The organism is Ochrobactrum vermis (assembly GCF_002975205.1).
GTDB classification, from domain to species: domain Bacteria; phylum Pseudomonadota; class Alphaproteobacteria; order Rhizobiales; family Rhizobiaceae; genus Brucella; species Brucella vermis.
On record NZ_PCOC01000001.1, the window covers coordinates 1,968,867 to 1,991,370 of the forward strand.

Genomic DNA, 22,504 nt, shown 5'->3' on the forward strand with positions numbered 1-22,504 from the left:
AAACTGGAAATGCTCCAACTGAGATAGCGTATTGCTGGCGCATACAAAAAAAGCGGATGCTCGCGCACCCGCCTCTCATTCATCGGTCAGAAAAACGATCAAGCTGCAGAGGCACTTGCCTTGTTGGCAACGAGGCGGCGCAGCATTTCTTCAGCCTGCGGTTCACGCTCTGAACGGCCAATGAAGCCGCCGCCAAAGACGCGCGCGGTGTTGCTTTCATCGGAATAAAGCACGCAGGCCTGTCCCGGAGCGATACCGCTTTCACCATCGACCAGCTCAACCCAGGTCTGACCATCGGCATGGCGCAGTACGGCAGGGCGCGGCGGCCGGGTCGAGCGAACCTTGGCGAAAACTTCCATTCCGCCTTCCGGCAGGTCATTGATCGGAGCATCGCCCAGCCAGTTGATGTCACGCAGGAAGACCTTATGCGTTTCCAGCGCTTCACGCGGGCCGACGATAACCCGCGCATTGGCTGCATCGAGATGAACGACGTAGAGTGGTTCACCTGTGGCCACGCCGATACCGCGGCGCTGGCCGACCGTATAGTGCACAATGCCATCATGGCGGCCGAGTGTCCGACCGTCGATATGGACAATATCGCCAGGATTGGCCGCTTCCGGCTTCAGCTTGGAGATAATGTCTGAATATTTGCCCTGCGGCACGAAGCAGATGTCCTGGCTATCCTGTTTCTTCGCAACAGTCAGGCCCATTTCCTCTGCAATTTCCCGCACCTGAGCTTTCGGCAGGTGACCAAGCGGGAAGCGCAGATAATCAATCTGCTCCTGCGTGGTGGCAAACAGGAAATAGCTCTGGTCGCGATCCGTATCGACCGGACGATAGAGCGACCGATGCGCGCCCCGATTCCCATCATTGGCACGGCTGCGGATATAATGCCCCGTCGCCAGCGCATCGGCACCGAGATCGCGTGCGGTCTGCAGAAGGTCGGCAAACTTCACCGTCTGATTGCACGAGACGCATGGAATCGGCGTTTCGCCGCTGACATAGGAATTCGCAAAAGGATCGATCACCGCTTCGCGGAAGCGCGCTTCGTAATCGAGAACATAGTGCGGAATGCCGAGGCTTTCCGAAACGCGGCGGGCATCTTCGATATCCTGTCCCGCGCAGCAGGAACCGGCGCGATGAACAGCCGCGCCATGATCGTAAAGCTGCAGCGTCACACCGACGACATCGTAACCTTCACGTTTGAGAATCCCGGCCACAACAGATGAATCGACGCCGCCCGACATGGCGACGACAACGCGCGTGTCTTCCGGCTTTCCCGGCAGATCGAGGCTGTTCAGGCTCATGATTGATTCCAGCTTCCGGGCAAGCGCCCTGCTTCTCAAAATTTAGTTTTCTGCGCCCTATATAGGCTAAAGTGCGGCAATTTGCCAAGGGTCCGGGAACAATCATTGTCCAGATTGCGACAAGCCACACACACTTCCACGTGAGGTTTTCCGATCATATGCCGCAAAAAGGCCCGGAATAGGGCACAGGCGAATATTTTTCCAAGTCTTACCAGAGTGTTACTAGGTGTTTAGGTAATTTTTAAAGCTGTCGGGTTAGTCTCCTACTCGATTAGGTCCTTGAGTGTTGTGTAGAGAGTACAATGACCGATCTGGTAAGACCGCGTATAAAATATGTTATAGGTCCTGATGGCAGCCCGCTGACCATCGCGGACCTCCCCCCCGCCAATACAAGGCGCTGGGTCATTCGCCGCAAGGCTGAAGTCGTCGCTGCTGTTCGCGGCGGGCTTCTGAGCCTTGAGGAGGCATGCCAGCGCTATACGTTGACGGTGGAGGAATTCCTTGGCTGGCAATCTTCGATCGATGAGCATGGTCTCGCCGGTCTCAGGACCACCAGAATTCAACAATATCGTCACTAAACCTGTCTCAACAAAGTAGAGACCGGTTTTAGAAGAACGGTAACACGACCAGGGCGGAGCAAAATCTTCCGCGATGGATCTGATAAATCGAAAACCGGCCCACGTGGCCGGTTTTTATTTGCACATTCCATTTCTATGTTGTGAACTCGGGATACTGATCCGCAATAGCGGATCGAAGCGATCCAGACACGCATCGTTCAGGAGGATGGCATGAGCGGGACTATCGAGATTCGCAAGGAAGACAGCTCCGACGGTGGCCGTTACGCGGCTGTTCTCGACGGCAGCGAAGCCGAAATGACCTATACGAAGCTTGGCCCCTCACTGGTATCCATCGACCATACTTTCGTGCCGGATACGATGCGCGGCAAAGGGGTCGCTCAGGCACTTGCCAAGAATGCCGTTCTCGACGCACGGCGGAGCGGATGGAAAATCATTCCGCGCTGCAGCTTCATGCATGCGCAGGCGATGCGCCATCCCGACTGGTCGGATGTTTTCGGCAAAGAATAGACTCTAAACGGAAGACTTACTGCAAATCACGAATGCGGCGCGCCAGGCTTTTCGGACCGGCATTCTTGCCTTCGCCTGTACCGGACTTTTCCGCTGCCTCAAGGATTGAGTGTATCGGAGAATCCGGTCCTTCTTTCTCGGCAGTTGCGGCCACCATACGAGCGGCAAGCTCAGCCATTTCTTCACGAAGCAATGCATTCTCGCGTTCGATCCCGGCCTGATCGGGGCTTTCGTTTACGCCCGTATTTTTCCGGCTATAGCGCTCGATTTTTTCCTGTGCATCGGAAAGCTCCGATATCAGCTTCTCAAGCTTTTGCTGCAGTTCACCATTGCGGCGCTTTTCGCTTTTCAGCTCCGTCTGCGCAGAGGTCAACTGGGTCGAAACTTCGTTGTAACGTGCTGCGGCTTCCTTGCGATCTCGACGCATTTCAGTCATCTCGTTTGTCAGACGGCTGTACTCCGTCTCGCTTCCACTAATCTCGATCCGCAAAGTATCGGCCAATCCCTCAAGCGCACTGTAGTGGCTCTGCACCCGCTCCAGTTCCGCCCGAAGAATTTCTGCCTTTTCCAGCGCCGTATCGCGTGCTGCTTCAGCATCCTTGGTCACCCGCTCATGCTCAGCAAGTTGCTTCTCAATATCGGTCTGGCTTCCCTCTAGGAGCGGGATGCGTTTCAGCTCTTCATATTGCCGGGCAAGCGTCACCTTCTGTTCCGCGGCCTTTTGCCGTTCGAGCTTCAGCAACTGTTCCTGTCGGCTGACCACAACAGCATGTTCAGCCCGAAGACCGTCTCGGTCGGCCCGTATCTCGGCCAGCGTTATCGGCAGTTCAGCCTGAACCTGACGGCGCGCCAGAAAGAAGGCGCGTCGCCAGACGGAAGGGCCGAGCAGAACCACGACGAAAACCGTCACAAGAACGCCGAATATGAAAAAAAGAGCGGACTGGATCACGGTTTCAAATGGGCCCGAGTGGTTTCAGACAATCATTTACTATTCATAGTGCGCGATCAGCCGTCTTTCCAGCCAGCAAAAACAGTCTCCGGCTGAAAAGACATCCATCCGCAACCAAGCTTTAGAACGGATTCCACGTCGGTGCCGGGGAAAGCTTCAGATAGCCGATATTCACGCCCAGCCTCGCGCCCACGCCCGTGCGGATCGGCACCAGCATGATGTTCTCGCGTTTCAGGACGTTGAAGCCCACCCCTGCAATGACATAGGCAGAGCCCGCAACACCGGCATAGCGGCCGTACAAGTTCTGGATGTCATCGAGATTATAGACAAGCATCATCACCCGAGAACCCTGCCCGCCGAAATCCCAGCCAAGCGAGGGGCCTTGCCAGTAGGTCTTATGGTCGCCTGCGTTCTTGGTGTAGAGCGTACCTTCGCCATAAGTCAGGCCGCCGATGAAAGCGCCGGAACCTTCTTCACCAAGAATATAGCCGTTGGGCAGACCAAAACTCTGGAACGCCTTCTCGACCGCGCTTGCGATACCGCCCGAAGTCGACCCGAAGAACCTGTGACCAGATTCGACGATTTCCTCGGCGGAGTATGTGTTCTGTGCTCTCGCCTGATTTGGCAGAGCGATGAAAGAAACGAACAGCGCCGCAAAAAACGCAACGAAACACGCCGCATTGCGGAACCTGATTTGCGACAGGGATTGTATGGCCATGTAAAATTCCTTCTGGCTCTCCGCTCCTCTGTCTGACGGCCCTGTTAAAAGCCAGACCACGTCTCTTCCGGACATTTTGGTCGAATCGGGCCTATTTTAGACCTGAATTTATTGTCCAAACCTTTAAGCAGCGAAATTGGCTTTACGAAGGCATGCAATTTCCGGCTTTTCTCACACTGATGTGAGGGAATGCGGGGCTGGACGGATCGAAAAGACAGCTTTGTTGCGGCGGTCCAATGGCGCGTGTATCCAGTTAAATCGACATTCGGGGCGATTCGCCCACCTTCATGCAGCACGCAAACATCTGGCTTTGCGGACTGTCTCGTTAACCGATAACGGTCCTGTCATCCGACGCGAACAGATGGCAGGGATCGATCCGCGTTCCGGAGAAAACGCCATGCCAATGCACGTTACCCTTTCTGCGCTCGACCTCGGTGCGCTTTTGTGCAGCAGGATCTGTCATGACATCATTTCGCCGGTCGGCGCGATCAATAACGGTCTGGAGCTGCTGGAAGAAGGTGGAGCCGACGAAGACGCAATGGCGCTCATCAAGTCGAGTGCCCGCAACGCTTCCGCCCGCCTTCAGTTTGCCCGCATCGCTTTCGGTGCCGCAGGTTCGGCTGGTGTGCAGATCGATACAGGCGACGCGCAGAGCGTTGCCACTGAATATTTCAAGAACGAGAAGCCGGAATTCACCTGGGAAGGCACCCGCGTCCTTCTGCCCAAGAACAAGGTGAAGCTGCTTTTGAACATGCTTCTTATCGCCAATGCAGCCATACCGCGTGGCGGCTCGCTGGCCGTACGTCTTGAAGGCGGCGATACCGAACCGCGTTTCGTCATCACCGTGAAGGGCCGCATGCTGCGCGTTCCACCGAAGTTTCTTGAGCTTCATTCGGGTGCTGCCCCGGAAGAGCCGATCGACGCCCATTCCGTCCAGCCCTACTATACACTTCTTCTGGCCGAAGAAGCTGGCATGAAGATTTCCATCCACGCCACTGCAGAAGACATCGTATTTTCTGCTGAATAAGCTTTCCAGAGCGCGGGGCCAACCCGCGCTCACACTGGCAAACCGTCACAAAACCCTCTATCAGTCAGGCAATGCATTTGTGGAGGGGACCGAATGTCGAATGAACCAATGACAGGTTGCTGCCTGCTGGTTGACGACTCCTCCGTCATTCGCAAAGTCGCCCGGCGCATCCTGTCCGAAACCATTGCAGAATTCGCTGAGGCCTCAACCGGTCGGGAAGCGCTTGAAGCCTGTTTTTCGCGCATGCCCGACGTCGTTCTGCTCGACTACGACCTTCCCGATATGACGGCGCTGGAGGTCGTGACCGAGCTGCGCGCCATGCCAAATGGCAATCAGCCCCGCATCATCGTGTGTCTTTATGAACTCGACGTGACCCGCATCATGCGGGCAAAGCGCGCAGGCGCCAATGGCTATATTCTGAAGCCATTTGACCGGGCCTACCTCACCGAACAGTTTGCAGGCATTTTGTCCGCGTGAAATCCGAAACGAATGGTCGCTTCAAAAAGCAAAAGCTCCGCTAAAGCGGAGCTTTTAAGTTTCGGATCATTTAAAGCATTTCTAGCAAAACTGCGAAGCGGTTTTGCACAGGATAATGCGTAAAAACAAATAGATAGGGCATTTCCAATGCTTCAATCTAAACTGGAAATGCTCTAACCGATCAGGCGCTTTCGCGCATTTCTGCATCCGGTTCACGCAGCACATAGCCGCGACCCCAAACCGTCTCGATGTAGCTCTGGCTACCCGAAACAGCATCAAGCTTCTTGCGCAGCTTGCAGATGAAGACGTCGATGATCTTCAGTTCCGGCTCGTCCATCCCACCATAAAGATGGTTGAGGAACATTTCCTTGGTGAGCGTCGTACCCTTGCGGAGCGAAAGAAGCTCCAGCATCTGGTATTCCTTGCCGGTCAGATGAACGCGCTGGCCGGAAACTTCGACCGTCTTTGCATCCAGATTGACGATCAGATCGCCCGTCGTGATGACCGACTGCGCATGTCCCTTCGAACGGCGCACAATCGCATGAATACGTGCGATCAGCTCGTCCTTGTGGAACGGCTTGGTCATGTAATCATCGGCGCCGAAGCCAAGACCACGAACCTTGTCCTCAATACCGGCCATGCCGGAGAGGATGAGGATCGGCGTCTTCACCTTGGACAGACGCAAGGTGCGAAGAACTTCGTAACCAGACATATCCGGCAGATTTAGATCCAGCAGGATGATGTCGTAATCATACAGCTTGCCGAGGTCGATGCCTTCTTCGCCCAGATCGGTCGTATAGACATTAAAACTCTCGGACTTGAGCATCAACTCAATGCTCTGTGCGATAGCACTGTCGTCTTCAATCAAAAGGACGCGCATCTCTTATCCCCTTTCCGCAGCCGACCAGATGTCCCTCACGGCGGCACACGGAACTGTCGTTGCCTTTGCATGAAGGTGCCAGCAAATGGTTAACAAAATATGATTCTGCTTGGCAAGCATATTTCTGCCCTATTTAGAAAATTCTCTTAGATGCCTGAATCATAAAGACATTCGCTTCCTGATGACTCTAAAGCATCACATTAAGAATCTTCGCTAAGCGATTCATCTGACTCTAGCTTTCGCCTGTTGCCGAAAAACCACATGAGGTTTACCGAGCCTTAAGTCCTAACGCGTATGATTAACTTCGCCGGTAAAGGAATGGTTACCAAACGAGCGAATTCTTAACTTTTTGTTTCGCTTGTTGAGCCAATTCGGAAAAACGGCTGCGATGATTTCCCCTCTAGGGGCTTGGATTCGCAAGGAGATTCGGGTGTCGGTCGGGTGCGTTTTGCTCGTTTACACCTGTTAATAAAGTCGGGGGGAACGCCCCAACACATGAAAGCTGGTTGGTGTTCAAGGAGTATTGCGTATGAAGCCACGTGAAAGCCTAGTCAGGCTGAAACTGTTCCAGGTGAAGGAAAAACGCCGTCAACTGGGCCAGCTCGACCTGATGATCGGCGAGTTCGAACGGATGGCCGGAGAACTCGACACCCAGATTCTATCGGAAGAAAAGAAAGCTGGCATCACTGACATCAATCATTTCGCTTATCCGACCTTCGCCAAGGCGGCGCGCCAGCGGCGTGACAACCTTTTCGTATCGATTCGCGACCTGATGTCCCAGAAGGAAGCGGCAGAAGCAGAATTGTCCGCCGCAGAAACGGAACTGTCGAAAGCCGAAGCACTCGAAGAACGTGACGGCGGCAAGCCCCCACGCGAAGTGATCGAACGGCCTGTCAATCAGCGCCGCGCCATGATCGGCTGATCGAAGCGGTCATAGGAAATTCAAGACGCTGCTTTTGTCGAAAAGCGGCGTCTTGCTGCTTGCTGCAAGCGCCTCTTTTTCTTCAGTATATTGATATTTAGAGATCAATGTTTCTTGAACAAAATCGGATTTGCATCGCTCCTTCACCGGATGTAGTCAGGAAGAGCGATGCAGAAAATCTCCCCCTCCGGGCCGACCCCGACGCCAAGCAAGTTCAGTTTCAAGCATAGAGCCAGACCGATCCAATGGGCCTCGCTGGCCGCTTTTTCGGCTATTCTGATATTTGCAGGCGAAAAGCTGCAACTGCCCGCCGCCATGCTTCTGGGCGCGATGCTCGGTGCAATATTGATGGCCGCAGGCGAAAGCACCTTGCGGGTTCACCGTTGGCTGTCACTGGCAGCACAAGGCGTTGTCGGGTCCCTCATCGCCCGTTCGATCACGGCTGAGTTTTTCACCAGCATGGGGCAACACCTGCCCGTCATTCTGTTGTCCGTTGGCTATGTGCTGTTCACCAGCACCCTGATCGGCTATCTGCTCGCACGGTTTCGTATCCTGCCGGGAACAACCGCGGTATGGGGCTCTTCTCCAGGCGCCGCCACCGCAATGACACTGATGGCTGAATCGCACGGAGCGGATGCCCGTCTCGTCGCCTTCATGCAATATCTGCGCGTGGTGCTGGTCGCCACGGCCGCTTCGCTCGTCCTGCGCCTCAGCACAGGCGTGGAAACTGTCGCTCCCGTCGAGATCGTCTGGTTTCCACCTATCGATTGGTCCACCCTCGGTCCGACATTGCTTCTGATCGTCGGCGGCTCGTTCCTTGGAGAGATCCTCCGCATTCCAACCGGTGCCATGCTTGTCCCGCTGATATTGGGCGCATTGCTTCAGGATACTGGTCTCATAATCATCGATCTGCCGCCGTGGCTGCTCGCGGTCAGCTATCTGCTCATCGGCTGGCGCATCGGCCTTGGCTTCTCACGCGCCATCATCGCGCATGCAGCGCGCGCATTTCCCGCTGTTCTGACATCAACCCTGATCCTGATTGCCATCTGTGGACTGTTCGGCATGGCGCTGGGTCACGCTCTGGGTCTCGACCCGCTGACAGCCTACCTCGCCACCAGTCCGGGTGGCGCCGATACGGTGGCGATTATCGCGGCATCGAGCAATGTCGACCTGCCCTTTATCATTGCGATGCAGACAAGCCGGTTCTTCATCGTACTTCTGGCGGGCCCCGCCATCGCCCGCTTTGTCGCTGCGCGCATTGATAAGCACATTATGAAAAAGAACCTTTAACGGCCCGATTGCCGGAACTGGCGAGGCCGTGTTAGGCTTTCGGCATGACACAGGTTTGCACCCATCTCATGTTTCAGGGCAGTGCAGGCGCAGCCTTGGAAACATATCGTTCGATCTTTCCGGACTTCCTGATCGAGTCGATCAAAATCTATGACGAAGCGAGTGGCAGTCCGGGCAAGGTGCAGATTGCACGCGTGACCTTCGCCGAACATCGGCTGATCGTGATCGACAGCCCCATTCCGCACCAGTTCGATTTCAACCCATCCATATCGCTGTTCGTCGATTTCCACGATGAGGAAAGCCTGATGAGCGTTTTTGAGAAGCTTTCGGAAGGCGGCGAGACGCTGATGCCGCTCGACAATTACGGTTTCAGCAAACTTTTCGCCTGGATCAAGGACAAGTACGGGGTTTCCTGGCAACTGAACTTGCAGGCCTGATTAGAGCATAATCCGACCGGAGTGAAACGAGGATCGATAAGATTATGCTTGAAATAGAAGAAGTTTGAGCGCCGATCTGAACCAGTCAGATCGAAACGCGCTCTAAACAAAAAACCCGGCTTTCGCCGGGTTTTTCGCCTACCATATTTGTAGTTTTTCAGGCTTATTTGCCGTGGAAGCCACGGATCGCACCGATGATCTTGTCCTGATCTTCTTCCGTAAGATATGGATGCATCGGCAGGCTCAGAATGCGTGCAGGCAGCGCTTCCGAAACAGGCAGTCCGCCCGGTGCAATCGGATAATGCTTGTATGCGGTCTGCAGGTGCAGCGGCTTCACATAGTAAATGACCGATGGAATGCCGGCTGCCTGAAGATGCGCCTTCAGACCGTCGCGGTTTTCGCTTTCAATCGAATACTGTGCCCAGGCCGAACGATTGCCAGCAGGCAGGCCCGGAACCTTGACCACATCCTTGAGCAACTCATTGTAGCGCTTGGCAACACGATCGCGCGCTTCCATTTCGTCTTCAAGGATTGCCAGCTTTTCCAGAAGAACAGCAGCCTGGATTGTGTCGAGACGCGAGTTGAGACCAATGCGAACATTGTCATACTGCGTTTCGCCCTTGCCGTGGAACAGCACGGAGCGCAGCGTGTCGGCGAGTTCAGCGTCGTTGGTGAACATTGCGCCGCCGTCGCCATAACAGCCCAGCGGCTTGGCAGGATAGAAGCTTGTTGCGCCGACATGACCGAAAGCGCCACACATGACATTGTCGCGCTTGCCGCCGATCGACTGCGCAGCATCTTCAATGACGAACAGACCTTCGCGGTCAGCAATCGCGCTGATGCGGTTATAGTCGGCCGCCAGACCGAACAGATCGACCGGGATGATTGCCTTCGGCTGCAGACGGCCTTCCTTACGGATAGCGGCGATAGCAGCTTCAAGCTGTTCGACATTCAGATTATAGCTGTTCGGATCGACATCGATGAACACCGGCTCTGCGCCAACAAGCGCAACAACTTCAGCGGTTGCAGCGAATGTAAACGAAGGAACGAACACCGCATCCCCCGGACCGATGCCGCGTGCCATCAGGGGCATCTGCAAGGCGTCAGTGCCGTTAGCGCAGGCGATGACATGTTCCACGCCCAGATATTCACCGAGCTTCTTTTCGAATTCGGCCACTTCCGGTCCAAGAATATAACGGCCTTCCGCAACAACCTTGGAAATGGCGGCATTGAGACGGTCTTCGATACGCGCGCGCTGCGCTCCAAGATCAATAAACTGCATGTTGGCTCCAATATATCTGGCCCGCACAAATCGATATGCGAATCCTCGGCACCCTATTTATTCGCTTGCGCCCTGCCCCGCTATGGCCAGAGCGTTCAAAGTTTTGCGATTCCTGTAACACCGCTTGACGCAGTTCACATGGAACGCGCGGCCCCCTTTTTAGCGCGGGTGCCGGACAGTCCCTTCCGTGAGAATACGCAACACGCTGATTGCTTCCTTGCCATCGGTACGCGGCTTCTCGCGCGTCTCGATGCAATGCAGGAAATGCTGCAATTCACGTGTCAGAGGCATGCCTTCCTCAACCGGGATATAGACCGGCTCGACGGATTTGAAAGACCATTGGTCGTTTTCACGCCAGACTTCGTGGCTGTAGAGCGCAAGCTTGCGATCCCATGGCTCGACGTCATCGAATACAGCCATACCTTTTGTACCGGTAACAGTCAGGCGGCGCTCACGATAGGCGTTCAGGCGCGACGCAAACAAATGACCGCGGATGCCGTTCGGAAAATCGAGATGTAGATGGGCGACGTCGGTGAGATGATCGAGCGTCGCGACGCCCTCTCCACGAACCGCGCTCGGCTCTTCTCCGGTGATCGCCAGGATCATCGAGAGGTCATGCGGCGCAAGATCCCACAGGGCGTCGAACTCGTTGTGGAACTTGCCGAAGCCAACGCGATGCGAATGCACATAGCGGATGTCGCCCAGCTCGCCACTTTTCACCATGTCGAGAAGTTTTTCGAAGGCCGGATGGAAGCGCAGCACATGACCAACCATGAACACGCGCCCATTTTCGCGGGCGGCTTCCACTTCAGCTTCCGCAGCCGGAATATCGAGCGCGATCGGCTTTTCAACCAGCACGTCCTTGCCGTTCTTCACTGCCTGAATGGCGTATTGTGAATGAAACTGCGCTGGCAGCGCCAGGACGATGCCGTCGATATCCGGACGGGCGAACAACTCATCGACGGGAATGCTGGGAACGTTGAACTCAGTCGCGAAGCGTTCCGCCTGTTCTACCCTTGAGTCCGAGACTGCCTGAAGGGCACCGAGGCTCTTCAGGGTACGAATGTGATTGCCGCCCCAATAGCCGCAACCCAAAACCGCAATACGAGGTGCCATAGAACTATGCCTTTGCTGATGCCAAGTTCCTTATCGGTGCAAATGATAGAAAACAAGACGAAAGCTATGCGAAGAATGCTTGACAGCTTTTCATTCCGCACATATACCGCCGCCATTCCTTGCAGGAACAACGATTTGTCCCACCGGAAACGGCGATCATGAAGTTGTCTCTGTAAAGCGACGCGTGGCGGAGTAGCTCAGTAGGTTAGAGCAGAGGAATCATAATCCTTGTGTCGGGGGTTCGAATCCCTCCTCCGCTACCATTGCGCTCCCTTTTCAATAATTACTGCAGTTTTTGTAGCTTGACCGGCTATCGGTTAGCTTTAATCTTCGGGTTCATCGATTGGACCCGGCCACCTTCATGCAAATCATCGCCCTCGATCATGTTCAGCTGGCAATGCCAGAAGGCCAGGAACAAAAAGCGCGCGATTTTTATTGTTCAATCCTTGGTTTTAACGAAGTTCCAAAACCCGAGAATCTGGCAGCTCGCGGCGGCTGCTGGTTTGAAATGGGAACGATCAGGCTTCATCTGGGCGTTGAGCGCCCTTTCGCACCTGCGCACAAGGCACATCCTGCATTTCTGGTCGACGATCTGCAGGACATGATCGCATATCTTGCAAGAGCCGGTGTCGAAGCCGTCGTGGATGAGCCGTTGCAAGGTTATGAGCGTTGCTACATCCGCGATCCATTCGGCAACCGCATCGAATTGATGCAGAAAACCGCCTGATGGCAACGACCATCAGGCGATAAGGCTCAATTCGCTACAGCAGCTATGATACGGCAAAGCCCTTCGCGCACTACCGACTTGCTGGTTGTCTGCCCCGCCTGAATACTGAAAATCGCATCGACACGTGTGCCCTTACCTTGCGCCCGTGCAGTTACGCGCAAGGTCTGGATACGGCCCGATCCGGTCGTTTCCTGAAAAGCATCAATGGAAGCGAGCTGCTTGTTGATCTTGATGCCCGAGAAACCTTCGGCGGCGACAGCTTGTGCCAGACGCTGCAAGGCGGTCGACGATTTCACGCCGGCAAAGCTTTGTGTCGAGCGATAGCTCATGGCTGTCACGAGCGGAACGCCCTCGGACTTGAAATTCTGTTCGCACGAAGCAGCAAAGCCCGCCCCGGCTGTCGTCAGGGTCAGCAGACCCGCAATCAGGAACACCCGCATTCATCTCTCCCTCAACTCTATACAAGAGGACTAATAAGCTGTCATAGCCGCGCCGCCAACGGCAAGTTGATGCCCATGCGGCAACACTTCACTGGATTGTGGTCGGTGCAGCCATTATATCCGCTCAAGAGCCCGCCCTCCGGCACCAAGACACTCGACAAGCGATCATGACCGTTCTCATCAATCAGCCTCACCCGTCCATCGATCCGGTTTCAATTGAAAAGCTGGTGGCCATTTTCTACGGACGGGCGCGCGAAGATGCAGTCATCGGGCCTATTTTCGCCGACGCGGTTCACGATTGGGACCATCACATCGCACAGATCGCCGCGTTCTGGTCGTCGGTTATTCTCAAGACCGGCAGCTATGAAGGGCGCCCTATGGCGCCGCATCTGAAGCTGGGACTGAAGAACGAACATTTTGACCGCTGGCTCGAGCTTTTCGAGAAAACCGCGCGCGAAATATTCCCGCCCGAAGCCGCAATCATTTTTATCGACCGGGCACGACGCATTGCCGACAGTTTTGAAATGGCAATCGCCACCAATACGGGACAGATTTCCGCACCACGCCATTCTCGCCGCCCTCTTTAACCAAAAGAGGGCGCAACCCTTGCGGGCAATGCAACATATCTTGTCATCGAATATTTAACTATATAAGCACGTCCCCAGAATAAGCGGACTGCAACTCAGTCACGTCAACAGAAAATAAAGGCTTGCGGGAGCAGATAAAGCCAAATGCGCGGTGGTGTGTTTGCGATGTAGCTAATATTCGCAATATATCACTTGCATAAAGGGGCAGAATTTCGAACAGTTGCCGCAGCTTTTTGAAAGCTCAAGAGATCGTGTTGTCGCGTCAACCCAGACGCGAACATTCGACTTGAGCGGATATGCAGGGAGATAAAATATGAATGAATCCATTCGCGAACTTTTGGCCAAGGTCGGCAGCCTGCCGGGAGCAGTGACCGACATCGCCGACGATGCCGATCTTTACAGCGCGGGCCTGTCCTCCTTTGCATCGGTCCAGCTCATGCTTGGTCTGGAAGACAAGTTCGATATCGAATTTCCCGACCAGTATCTCAATCGCAAGTCTTTCGCGAGCATCAAGGCCATCGAACAGACGATCACCCAGATTCTCAAGGACAAAGAGGCCGCATAATGAATGCCGGGGCGGGAAACAGTCTTTCAGAGCGCGTGGGCCGCGTTGCGGACATAGCGGGTAAATTTTCCGATAGCGTCGATAAGGAAGGCCGCTTCCCGCGCGAAGCAATCGATGCAATGAAGGCCGAAGGTCTGCTCGGCATTCAGGTGCCGACCGAGTTCGGCGGCGAGAGCGCAGAAATCGACCAGATTGCGGAACTATGTTGCGTTCTCGGCCAGTCCTGTGCGTCGAGCGCAATGATTTTCGCCATGCATCACATCAAGCTCTCCAGCGTGGTGGAACACGGCCAGACTGTCGAATGGCACCGGCACTTCATGCGCAAAATCGCGAAAGACCAGTTGTTGCTTGCATCGGCTACGACCGAAGGCGGCATCGGCGGCGATCTGCGCAACTCGATCTGTGCCATCGAGGTCGAAGGCGACATCTGCCGTCTGGAAAAGAACGCCACCGTCATTTCCTACGGCACCTATGCGGATGCCATTCTAATCACGTCGCGATCACACAAGGATGCTGCGTCGTCGGATCAGGTGATGACCGTGTTCCTGAAAGACCAGTACACGCTCGAAAAGACCCACGATTGGGATACACTCGGCATGCGTGGCACTTGCTCGGAAGGATTTGTATTCCGCGGCGAGGCTGACAAGGCGCAGATCCTGCCACATCCCTTTGCCGAAATCGCGGCGCAATCCATGCTGGCGCAGTCGCATACGCTGTGGAGCTCGCTCTGGTACGGCATCGCTGTCGATGCAGTCAACCGGGCGCAGGCATTCGTGCGCGCCGCCGCAAAGCGCAATCCGGGCGCACCGCAGCCGGGTGCCTTGCGCGTTGCCGAAGCATCCAACATGCTTCAGATGCTCAAGTCCGAAATCGTCGCCTGCCTCAAGACCTATCGCGAAGCGAAGCACGATCCTGACAAGCTGGCATCGATGGGCTTTGCGATTGCAATGAACAATCTCAAGATTGCAGCGTCACAGACGATCCTTCAGATCATCAATCACGCCATGCTGGTCTGCGGCATTATGGGCTACAAGAACGGTACGCCTTTCAGTCTCGGACGTCATCTGCGTGACGCGCATTCCGCGCAGCTGATGATTTCCAACGAGCGCATCCTCGGCAATACGGCCACCATGCTGCTCATTCACAAACAAAACACCAGCCTTTTGGGATAATCGTCATGGATGCTCAGAGATCATTTCTAGACCGGCTTTTCGATTCCGGTCTCCTGATCGACACCGGCGTGGAAGGTCTATATGGACGCTCCGGCCAGTTCGAAGATGTCATCCAGGCATTTGAACGCCTGATCGACCGTACCGGAGGCAATGACGGCGCCGAAGCGATCCGCTTCCCGCCCGGCATGAACCGCGCTTTCTTCGAAAAAAGCGGCTACATGAAAAGCTTCCCGCAACTGGCCGGTACGGTGCACAGCTTCTGCGGCTGCGAGCTTGACCATGTCAACCTCATCAAATGCATGGATGAAGGCACCGACTGGACGCTGGAACAGAAGGCGACGGACATCGTTCTGACGCCTGCAGCCTGTTACCCGCTCTATCCCACGATTGCCAGGCGCGGACCGCTGCCGCAGGGTGGCGGTCTTTACGACCTGCAATCCTACTGCTTCCGTCATGAACCTTCGGTCGACCCTGCCCGCCAGCAGCTTTTCCGCATGCGTGAATATGTGTGCATGGGCACCGAGGCCAATGTGATGGCATTCCGCCAGCTCTGGATCGACCGTGGCACAGACATGATGAAGAAGGTCGGGCTGCCAGTTGAAATCGACGTCGCCAACGACCCGTTCTTCGGACGTGCAGGCAAGTTGCTGGTCAACAACCAGCGCGACCAGAACCTGAAGTTCGAACTGCTGATCCCGATCACCAGCGTCGAGAAGCCGACCGCCTGCATGAGCTTCAACTATCATCAGGACCAGTTCGGCGTGAAATGGGGCCTGTCGCTTGACGACGGTGCCGTGGCACACACCGCCTGCGTCGGGTTCGGACTGGAACGCATTGCACTGGCGCTCTTCCGTCACCACGGTCTGGATGTTGAGATCTGGCCGGAAAATGTACGCAAGGAATTGTGGGGCTGATCGCGACTATGCAGGCTGTTTTTCCGAACATCGCGCCCGACCGTTACACGCCGCACGCTTTGCATGCCCAGACGCGTATCTGGCCGGAAACCAACTGCTATGTCGATCTCTGGATCGAAGTGCTGGCAGCATTGGGTGTCGCTCCGGAAGCCATGCTCGGCTTCACGCTCACACAGGATTTCGAGGGCGACCAGTTCACCTTCTTCAAGGTGCCGCTGGAAGACCTCGAAGCCCTGTACGGGGTGCGGGCGACGGAGCTTGCAATTTTCGATCGTGTGGAAAGCCATGTGGCCGAGCAGATTGCACGCGGCCGCCTGTGCATGATCGAAATGGACAGCTACTTCATGCCGGATACGCATGGCGTCAGCTACCGGACTGAACATGGCAAGACGACCATCGCCATCAATCGTATGGACGTTGAAAACCGCTCGCTGGATTATTTCCACAATGGCGGTTTTTATCATCTGGAAGGCGACGATTTCGACGGTGTTCTTCAGCGTCATCTGACGGAAGTCGACCTGCCCTTCCTGCCGTACACGGAATTCGCCAAGTTTCCAAAGAATGTGCCGGATGAAGCGCATCAGCGACGCGTTGCAGAAATCCTTCTGGCACGCCATTTTGCTCGCAGGCCGAAAGAAAACCCGATCCGCGCGTTTGCCAGCGCTTTTCCTGGACAGGTAGAAGCAATCGCAGAGCGTCCGTTCGGCTTCTTCCATAAATATGCCTTCAACACACTGCGTCAGCTCGGCGCAAATTTCGAACTCGCGGCAAGTCACCTCGACTGGCTGGGGCAAGGCAAGCGTTTTGCAACGGCCTCAACGGATGCCTTGCAGATTGCGGAAACAGCAAAGGCTGTTCAGTTCCAGCTCGCCCGTGCTGTGATGCGCAAGAAATTCGACGCATTGGCCGGAACGCTGCAACCCGCAGCAGATGCCTGGGATCGGATGATGGCAGCGCTTGCAACGGAACTCGGTCGCGATGCGGCTTGAACTGAACCCGACCAGCCGCCCACTCTCGACCGGGTGGCGGCTTGTCATCACTGGCCCGGATGCGGCACAATCGCCGCACGACGCCAGGTCCGGTGAAACGATCGATGATGCCCCCGTGCCCGGCACGGTGGCGGAAGCCCTGGAAAGAGCCGGGCGTTTCGACCGAAAAAATCCCATACCGCTCGACAATCAGGATGCTTGGTATTTTCTCGATCTTGAGGAAACAGCCGGCCCTGCCACGCTCCATTTCGGTGGGCTTGCCACCATTTGCGACGTCTTTTTCAACGGCGAATTGCTGCTGCAAACCGACAGCATGTTTCTTGGCCATGACGTGCCCGTCATGCTGTCGGGCAAGGACGAACTTGCCCTGTGTTTTCGTGCACTCGCACCCCATCTCGGCCAGAAAGGTCCGCGTGCCCGCTGGCGCACGCAACTGATGAACACACAGGGCCTGCGCCTCATCCGCACAACGGCTCTAGGCTATATGCCCGGCTGGTGCCCGGAAGTGCACGCCGCAGGTCCGTGGCGGCCGATTTCAATCAGCCGCACCGATCCCGAAGCCATATCCGACATCTCCATTCAGGCAAGATTGGCCGAAACCGGCAATGGAGAACTTCAAGTCAGTTTTACCTATAGCGGCAAGGCCGCAACGCCCACCCTCCATTGCGCGGGGCAACAGGTCGTCTGCGAACGTCAGACCGGCGATCAATGGGCGGCACGGCTGACGCTTCCCAATGTCGAACCATGGTGGCCACACACGCACGGCAATCCGGCGCTTCACAATGTCGAACTTTCGCTCCACGGTGAAAAGCAGTTGCTCGGGCGCACCGGTTTTCGCCGCATCGAGGTCGACCGCGGGACGGACGGCAAGGGATTTGCACTCAGGATCAATGGCGAAAAGATCTTCTGTCGTGGCGCGGCATGGAGCTCCGCCGATATCGTCCGCCTTCCCGGCGCGCGCGGCGATTACGAACCGTGGCTGAAGCTCGCACAGGAAGCGGGCATGAACATGCTGCGGCTGAGCGGCATCACCGCCTACGAAACACCGGACTTCTACGCGCTTTGCGACGAGCTGGGCATCATGGTGTGGCAGGACTTCATGTTCGCCAATTTCGATTACCCGGTGAAAGACGAAGCGTTTATCGCGAAAGTACAAGCGGAAGCTCCCCAGCTTCTCACTGCCATCAGACATGCCCCATCGCTGACGGTCCTTTGCGGCGGTAGCGAAATTTACCAGCAGGGCGCGATGATGGGCCTGCCGGAAGCAACCTGGAAAGGTCCGCTGACCGAGGAAATTCTACCCGGTATTGCTGGTGAGCTTTGCCCGAATATTCCCTATGTGCCGAATTCGCCCTGCGACGGTGCCCTGCCCTTCATCAGCAATGAAGGTGTCAGTCACTATTACGGCGTCAGTGCCTATTGCCGTCCGCTGGAAGATGCACGACGGGCGGAAGTACGTTTTGCGACCGAATGTCTGGCCTTCTCCAACGTGCCGGAAGCACGCACGCTGAAAACCCGTCTCGATGTACCTCCGGTTCACGATCCGCGCTGGAAGGCACGTGTGCCCCGCGATCGCGGCGTGTCCTGGGATTTCGAGGACGTGCGGGACGCCTATCTGGAGATGTTATACGGTTACGATCCAGCGCGATTGCGGCGTGAGGACGTGGAACAATATCTCCACCTTTCCCGTGCCGTCACAACAGAGGTGATGGAAACGACCTTTGCCGAGTGGAGACGCCCCGAAAGCACCTGTTTTGGTGCACTTCTCTGGATGTTTCAGGATCTTCTGCCGGGTGCCGGCTGGGGCATGATCGATGCGACCGGCGAGCCCAAAGCTTCGTGGTACGGACTCAAACGCGCCTTCCGTTCGCAGCAGCTCGCCTTGACCGATGAAGGCATCAACGGCCTCGCGATTCACATTCTGAACGAGCAGTTGGAATCCGCTGATCTTTCGCTTGAATTAGCATGTCTGCGCGCCGGGTCGCAGCCGGTAGTTTCCGGTCGCCGCGATCTTGCAATAGCCGGCCGTTCAGCGATAACCATTCCTGCCACCGACCTGTTCGGCGCATTCTTCGATGTCACTTACGCCTATCGTTTCGGTCCTGCGGCACATGACGTAACGGTGGCTCGACTGAAGCGTAATAATATTACGGCCGCCGAAGCGTTTCACTTCCCGCTCGGACGAACAAAGGCCTTTCACGACGCTGCTATCGAAGCTGTGCCGGTCGAAGAGAACGGGAACTGGTTCCTCGACCTGAAAACGCCAGTGCTGGCCCAATCCGTCAGCATCGATGCAGGTGACTGGCGCGCAGCGGAGAACTGGTTTCACCTTGCTCCAAACGAGACGAAACGCATCGCGCTCATCCAGCGCAAGGATGCGCCGGAGAAACCAACGGGTGAAATCCGCATCGCCGGTTCGTCGCGGATCGTCTGGTTCTAGAGCGCATCCCGAAAAGTGTGAAACGGTTTTCGGAACAAGATGCACGCTAAAACACACAGTTAGAGCGCCGATCCGATCCAATCAGATCGGCGCTCTAATCCCGCAAGGCCAGCGAACGGATCGCGTCGATATAGATTTCGCGTGAATGCTCGGGCGTCAAATTATGATCGGCATCGGGAATGATGGCGACTGACGCATTGTCGAAACCCTGCAGGTCGGTGCCGACCTGATCGAAATAGAAATCGAAATGTTCGCGCCCGATATCCTTTTCAGCGTAGATGAGCGCTAGCGGAACCTCACGCAGCTTCAGTTCGTCAAAAGCCGAATAGACGGCCCGTCCTTCCACTGTGCGGCTACGCAGGAGCTTGCGTGCCAGATTGCGAACGCGCCCGACAACCCCGCGCGTGAGGTTGCGCAGGATAGCGCGGATATCCAGTTCACCGCGAAACAGGCGCTGGAACGTTTCGGCACGCAGCGCGCGACTGCCATAATCCTCCAGCGTACGCTTGCCTTCGCGAACTGCATCTTCAACCGAGCGGCCCGGCGCCCAGTAGAATGTCTCTGGATTGACCAGAACCGCACCCGAAATACGTTCATCTTTTAAAGCACTGTGGAACCCCAGAAATGCGCCGCTGCATCGTCCGGCCACAACAGGGCGACCCCAGCCGATAGCGTCGAGATAATCAAGGGCTTCGGCAACATCTGTCTCCGGTCCTCGAGTATAAAGCACCTGCTCTGGCATCTCCGAATTGGGCGGGCTATCGCCAGCATTCGCAATGTCGAAGCGCAGGGAAGCCATCCCTTCCCGTGCAAGCTTGCGTGCCATGTCGACGGTGGTGCGGCCCCATCCAACGCGTCGGTCATAGGATGCCGACAGCAACAGGACAGTCCTGCCGCGCCGTTCGCCCAAGGGCGCGCAGAGAACGCCGGACAGGCGATTGCCAGAACCGAAAGAAACGGGCGTTTCGTTAAAACCGTCACCCGTCAAAGTGCCGCCAAGCGCGTTATCGTTCGGCTTGTTTTGCGCAGGCTCAGACCCTGCAAGGCCTGCCACCCAGCTGACAAGCCGATCCGCGACCTCCAGAGGCAGACGCGAAATGACCGGGTTCGAAATCAGTTTGTCGTAATCGGCAAAAGCTTCAACCGTTATATCCGTGCCGAGCTTTTCCAGATGCGTCGCCAGTTCAGCATCGTTCGGACGATCCGTCCGCGCCAGCAAAAGACATTGCGGCGCGGGCTTCACCTCCAGCGACAGAAGATTGATCTTCTTCACATCGGTGGCCACTTCCGGCTGCATTGTCAAAGATGCAATGGAAACGCTGTTCTTGATCCTCTGTTCATCCGTCAGTCCCAGATCGGCATCGACCATGCTCGACCAGACGGCCAGTTCACGCGTGTAGAACCGTCCCGAGATGACCGGCGCCAGTAGCGCCAGTGCCGCAATGCCCTCGATCCGTGCTGCAGTTTCGGCCGCAATGGCGGCTCCAAGGCTCTGACCGATGATAACGACGCGGCTTGCCCCTGACAGGTCGCGTGCTTTCCGGGCAGCCTCCACCAACGTATTTCGCCAGAGCTCCAGCCCGTTTGAAAAATCGATGTCGTCGCGTCCGTCGCCCGTGCCGGGCCAGTCAAAACGGAAAGAAGCGATGCCATGCGTCGAGAGTTCATCGGCAATGATGCGCCAGAACTTGCGTGTTGTGCAGAGTTCTTCGAGCCCCCAGGGACTTGCAAGTACGACGACTGTCTCGAGAGATTGGCCAACGGGAGCCTGAAAAAGGCCCAGCGTCTCGCAGAAGACGACAGGGCTGGCGGCAGACCGCACAGTACTTGCCGATTGCCTGAAGGATGTTTCGCTTTCCACCCTGTCGCCCATGCCCAATACACCCCATTACAGAAATTACATCCTGCAATAATGGAAATTGCGTATGGCACAAGGGTTTATCGCTTTGATTGCGAAAGCGTGTCCCCGCCGCGCATCAAGCGCGGCAGGGTTGCAACAGGTGGAGCGTGTGCTCCAAAAATGGAAGTCACTCCAAATCAGGCTGCGGGCTTGGTTTTTTCCGCCTGAAGCTGCTGTTTGTGGCGCAACAACATGCCATAAAGATCGCGTGGCTCATCCGGATCAGCCAGCAGATCGAGCTGCTCATAGAAGCCCGTATCTTTCAGCTTGTCACGAACATAGCGCAGTGCCGAAAAGTCTTCCGTAGCAAAGCCAACCGAATCGAACAGCGTAATCTGACGCGCATCCTTGCGGCCTTCAGTCTTGCCGGTAATCACTTCCCACAATTCATTGACAGGATAATCTTCCGGAAGCTGCTGAATTTCGCCTTCAATGCGGGTCTGCGGCGGGTATTCGACAAAGATGTCCGAACGGCGGAGGATATCGCCGTGCAGTTCGGTCTTGCCGGGGCAATCGCCGCCAACCGCGTTGATATGCACACCAGCACCAACCATGTTGTCGGTCAGGATCGTCGCATTGAGCTTGTCGGCAGTGACAGTGGTGATGATGTTCGCACCCTCGACCACTTCCTCGACATCCTTGCAAATCACGATATCAATGCCTGCGCCTTCGAGATTGCGCGCGCATTTTTCCGAAGCCGTGCGGTCAATATCGTAAAGACGCAGCTTGTCGATGCCGAGAATTGCCTTGAACGCCAAAGCCTGAAATTCGCTCTGCGCGCCATTGCCGATGATCGCCATCGTGCGTGCGTTCTTTGGTGCAAGATGCTTGGCCGCAACGGCCGAGGTTGCAGCCGTGCGCAGCGCCGTCAGAATGGTCATTTCGGTCAGAAGCATCGGATAGCCGCTGCCAACATCCGAAAGGACGCCAAAAGCCGTGACCGTCTGCAAGCCATCACGCGTATTCTTCGGATGACCGTTCACATATTTGAAGCCGTACATCGTACCGTCGCTTGTCGGCATCAGCTCGATCACGCCCTCATCGGAATGCGAAGCCACGCGCGGGGTCTTGTCGAAGCTTTCCCAGCGGCGGAAATCCTCTTCCACATAATCGGCGAGTTCTTTGAGGAAGGTCTCGACGCCGACGGAAAGCACCAGCTTCATCATGTGATCGACACTGACGAAAGGAACGATATTGAGGTTCGGTTGGGTCATTATTACTCCTTAGCATCCAGCGACAGACCATTGGATCTTGCACAGCGGTGAATGCGGTCTTCTGAA

The 22,504-nt window shown here is 55.9% G+C and carries 23 protein-coding genes and 1 tRNA gene; 15 read left to right on the forward strand and 9 right to left on the reverse strand.

Annotated elements, in window-relative coordinates; genetic code table 11:
* Positions 1-98: 98 nt before the first annotated feature.
* Positions 99-1,307 (reverse strand): tRNA 2-thiouridine(34) synthase MnmA, encoded by a 1,209-nt coding sequence (gene mnmA, locus CQZ93_RS09740; RefSeq protein WP_181153332.1) that lies wholly within the window; start codon positions 1,305-1,307, stop codon positions 99-101.
* Between the two features lie 302 nt (positions 1,308-1,609).
* Between mnmA and sciP the strand changes: the two genes are divergently transcribed.
* Positions 1,610-1,885 (forward strand): CtrA inhibitor SciP, encoded by a 276-nt coding sequence (sciP, locus tag CQZ93_RS09745; RefSeq protein WP_010659559.1) that lies wholly within the window; start codon positions 1,610-1,612, stop codon positions 1,883-1,885.
* 210 nt (positions 1,886-2,095) lie between these two features.
* A complete protein-coding gene (locus CQZ93_RS09750; RefSeq protein ID WP_105542387.1) occupies positions 2,096-2,392 on the forward strand; it encodes a GNAT family N-acetyltransferase in 297 nt (98 codons plus the stop codon).
* 16 nt (positions 2,393-2,408) lie between these two features.
* Here CQZ93_RS09750 and CQZ93_RS09755 read toward each other — a convergent pair whose 3' ends face one another.
* The gene (locus CQZ93_RS09755; RefSeq protein ID WP_181153379.1) at positions 2,409-3,317 is read right to left on the reverse strand and encodes a hypothetical protein; all 909 of its coding nucleotides are present in this window, start codon (positions 3,315-3,317) and stop codon (positions 2,409-2,411) included.
* 145 nt (positions 3,318-3,462) lie between these two features.
* The gene (locus CQZ93_RS09760; protein ID WP_105542389.1) at positions 3,463-4,059 is read right to left on the reverse strand and encodes a DUF1134 domain-containing protein; all 597 of its coding nucleotides are present in this window, start codon (positions 4,057-4,059) and stop codon (positions 3,463-3,465) included.
* A 397-nt stretch (positions 4,060-4,456) separates the two neighbouring features.
* Between CQZ93_RS09760 and chpT the strand changes: the two genes are divergently transcribed.
* Complete coding sequence (chpT, locus tag CQZ93_RS09765) at positions 4,457-5,086, forward strand: histidine phosphotransferase ChpT (protein WP_105543255.1); 630 nt, start codon at positions 4,457-4,459, stop codon at positions 5,084-5,086.
* 93 nt (positions 5,087-5,179) lie between these two features.
* The gene (locus CQZ93_RS09770) at positions 5,180-5,563 is read left to right on the forward strand and encodes a response regulator (protein WP_105542390.1); all 384 of its coding nucleotides are present in this window, start codon (positions 5,180-5,182) and stop codon (positions 5,561-5,563) included.
* A 181-nt stretch (positions 5,564-5,744) separates the two neighbouring features.
* Here the strand turns inward: CQZ93_RS09770 and ctrA are convergent, their stop codons facing one another.
* Complete coding sequence (gene ctrA, locus CQZ93_RS09775) at positions 5,745-6,443, reverse strand: response regulator transcription factor CtrA (protein WP_105542391.1); 699 nt, start codon at positions 6,441-6,443, stop codon at positions 5,745-5,747.
* Positions 6,444-6,972: 529 nt separating this feature from the next.
* On the opposite strand from ctrA, the gene CQZ93_RS09780 reads away from it, so the two are divergent.
* The 3 genes from CQZ93_RS09780 (at position 6,973) to CQZ93_RS09790 (ending at position 9,092) form a co-directional block, all read left to right on the forward strand.
* Positions 6,973-7,365: a flagellar export protein FliJ gene (locus tag CQZ93_RS09780; RefSeq protein WP_105542392.1), complete on the forward strand. Its 393-nt coding sequence runs from the start codon at positions 6,973-6,975 to the stop codon at positions 7,363-7,365.
* 168 nt (positions 7,366-7,533) lie between these two features.
* Positions 7,534-8,655 carry an AbrB family transcriptional regulator gene (locus CQZ93_RS09785; RefSeq protein ID WP_105542393.1) on the forward strand — a complete coding sequence of 374 codons (1,122 nt, stop codon included), beginning with the start codon at positions 7,534-7,536 and terminating at the stop codon, positions 8,653-8,655.
* A gap of 44 nt (positions 8,656-8,699) precedes the next feature.
* Positions 8,700-9,092: a VOC family protein gene (locus CQZ93_RS09790; protein ID WP_105542394.1), complete on the forward strand. Its 393-nt coding sequence runs from the start codon at positions 8,700-8,702 to the stop codon at positions 9,090-9,092.
* Positions 9,093-9,255: 163 nt separating this feature from the next.
* Here CQZ93_RS09790 and CQZ93_RS09795 read toward each other — a convergent pair whose 3' ends face one another.
* Together CQZ93_RS09795 and CQZ93_RS09800 are read right to left on the reverse strand one after the other, a co-directional pair.
* A complete protein-coding gene (locus CQZ93_RS09795; RefSeq protein WP_105542395.1) occupies positions 9,256-10,374 on the reverse strand; it encodes a DegT/DnrJ/EryC1/StrS family aminotransferase in 1,119 nt (372 codons plus the stop codon).
* A 159-nt stretch (positions 10,375-10,533) separates the two neighbouring features.
* Complete coding sequence (locus tag CQZ93_RS09800) at positions 10,534-11,490, reverse strand: Gfo/Idh/MocA family protein (RefSeq protein ID WP_105542396.1); 957 nt, start codon at positions 11,488-11,490, stop codon at positions 10,534-10,536.
* Positions 11,491-11,676: 186 nt separating this feature from the next.
* On the opposite strand from CQZ93_RS09800, the gene CQZ93_RS09810 reads away from it, so the two are divergent.
* Positions 11,677-11,753, forward strand: a tRNA-Met gene (locus tag CQZ93_RS09810).
* Positions 11,754-11,851: 98 nt separating this feature from the next.
* Positions 11,852-12,217 carry a VOC family protein gene (locus tag CQZ93_RS09815; protein ID WP_105543256.1) on the forward strand — a complete coding sequence of 122 codons (366 nt, stop codon included), beginning with the start codon at positions 11,852-11,854 and terminating at the stop codon, positions 12,215-12,217.
* A gap of 26 nt (positions 12,218-12,243) precedes the next feature.
* Here the strand turns inward: CQZ93_RS09815 and CQZ93_RS09820 are convergent, their stop codons facing one another.
* A complete protein-coding gene (locus CQZ93_RS09820; RefSeq protein WP_105542398.1) occupies positions 12,244-12,657 on the reverse strand; it encodes a hypothetical protein in 414 nt (137 codons plus the stop codon).
* A gap of 167 nt (positions 12,658-12,824) precedes the next feature.
* Here CQZ93_RS09820 and CQZ93_RS09825 point away from each other — a divergent pair, with 167 nt between their 5' ends.
* From CQZ93_RS09825 to CQZ93_RS09850, 6 genes are all read left to right on the forward strand, one after another.
* A complete protein-coding gene (locus CQZ93_RS09825) occupies positions 12,825-13,244 on the forward strand; it encodes a group III truncated hemoglobin (protein ID WP_105542399.1) in 420 nt (139 codons plus the stop codon).
* Positions 13,245-13,557: 313 nt separating this feature from the next.
* Entirely contained in the window at positions 13,558-13,809 is a 252-nt protein-coding gene (locus CQZ93_RS09830) for an acyl carrier protein (RefSeq protein WP_105542400.1), read from the forward strand.
* Entirely contained in the window at positions 13,809-14,981 is a 1,173-nt protein-coding gene (locus tag CQZ93_RS09835; protein WP_105542401.1) for an acyl-CoA dehydrogenase family protein, read from the forward strand. Before CQZ93_RS09830 ends, CQZ93_RS09835 begins: the two co-directional genes overlap by 1 nt.
* Before the next feature lie 5 nt (positions 14,982-14,986).
* Positions 14,987-15,895: an amino acid--[acyl-carrier-protein] ligase gene (locus CQZ93_RS09840; RefSeq protein ID WP_105542402.1), complete on the forward strand. Its 909-nt coding sequence runs from the start codon at positions 14,987-14,989 to the stop codon at positions 15,893-15,895.
* A gap of 8 nt (positions 15,896-15,903) precedes the next feature.
* Positions 15,904-16,884, forward strand: coding sequence for a DUF1839 family protein (locus tag CQZ93_RS09845; protein WP_105542403.1), 981 nt, complete (start codon positions 15,904-15,906; stop codon positions 16,882-16,884).
* Positions 16,874-19,324 carry a glycoside hydrolase family 2 protein gene (locus tag CQZ93_RS09850; protein ID WP_105542404.1) on the forward strand — a complete coding sequence of 817 codons (2,451 nt, stop codon included), beginning with the start codon at positions 16,874-16,876 and terminating at the stop codon, positions 19,322-19,324. Before CQZ93_RS09845 ends, CQZ93_RS09850 begins: the two co-directional genes overlap by 11 nt.
* 94 nt (positions 19,325-19,418) lie before the next feature.
* On the opposite strand, the gene CQZ93_RS09855 is transcribed toward CQZ93_RS09850, so the two are convergent.
* Both CQZ93_RS09855 and ocd read right to left on the reverse strand, forming a co-directional pair.
* Positions 19,419-21,197: an alpha/beta fold hydrolase gene (locus CQZ93_RS09855; protein ID WP_105542405.1), complete on the reverse strand. Its 1,779-nt coding sequence runs from the start codon at positions 21,195-21,197 to the stop codon at positions 19,419-19,421.
* Positions 21,198-21,361: 164 nt separating this feature from the next.
* Entirely contained in the window at positions 21,362-22,438 is a 1,077-nt protein-coding gene (gene ocd / locus CQZ93_RS09860) for an ornithine cyclodeaminase (protein WP_105542406.1), read from the reverse strand.
* Between the last annotated feature and the right edge of the window lie 66 nt (positions 22,439-22,504).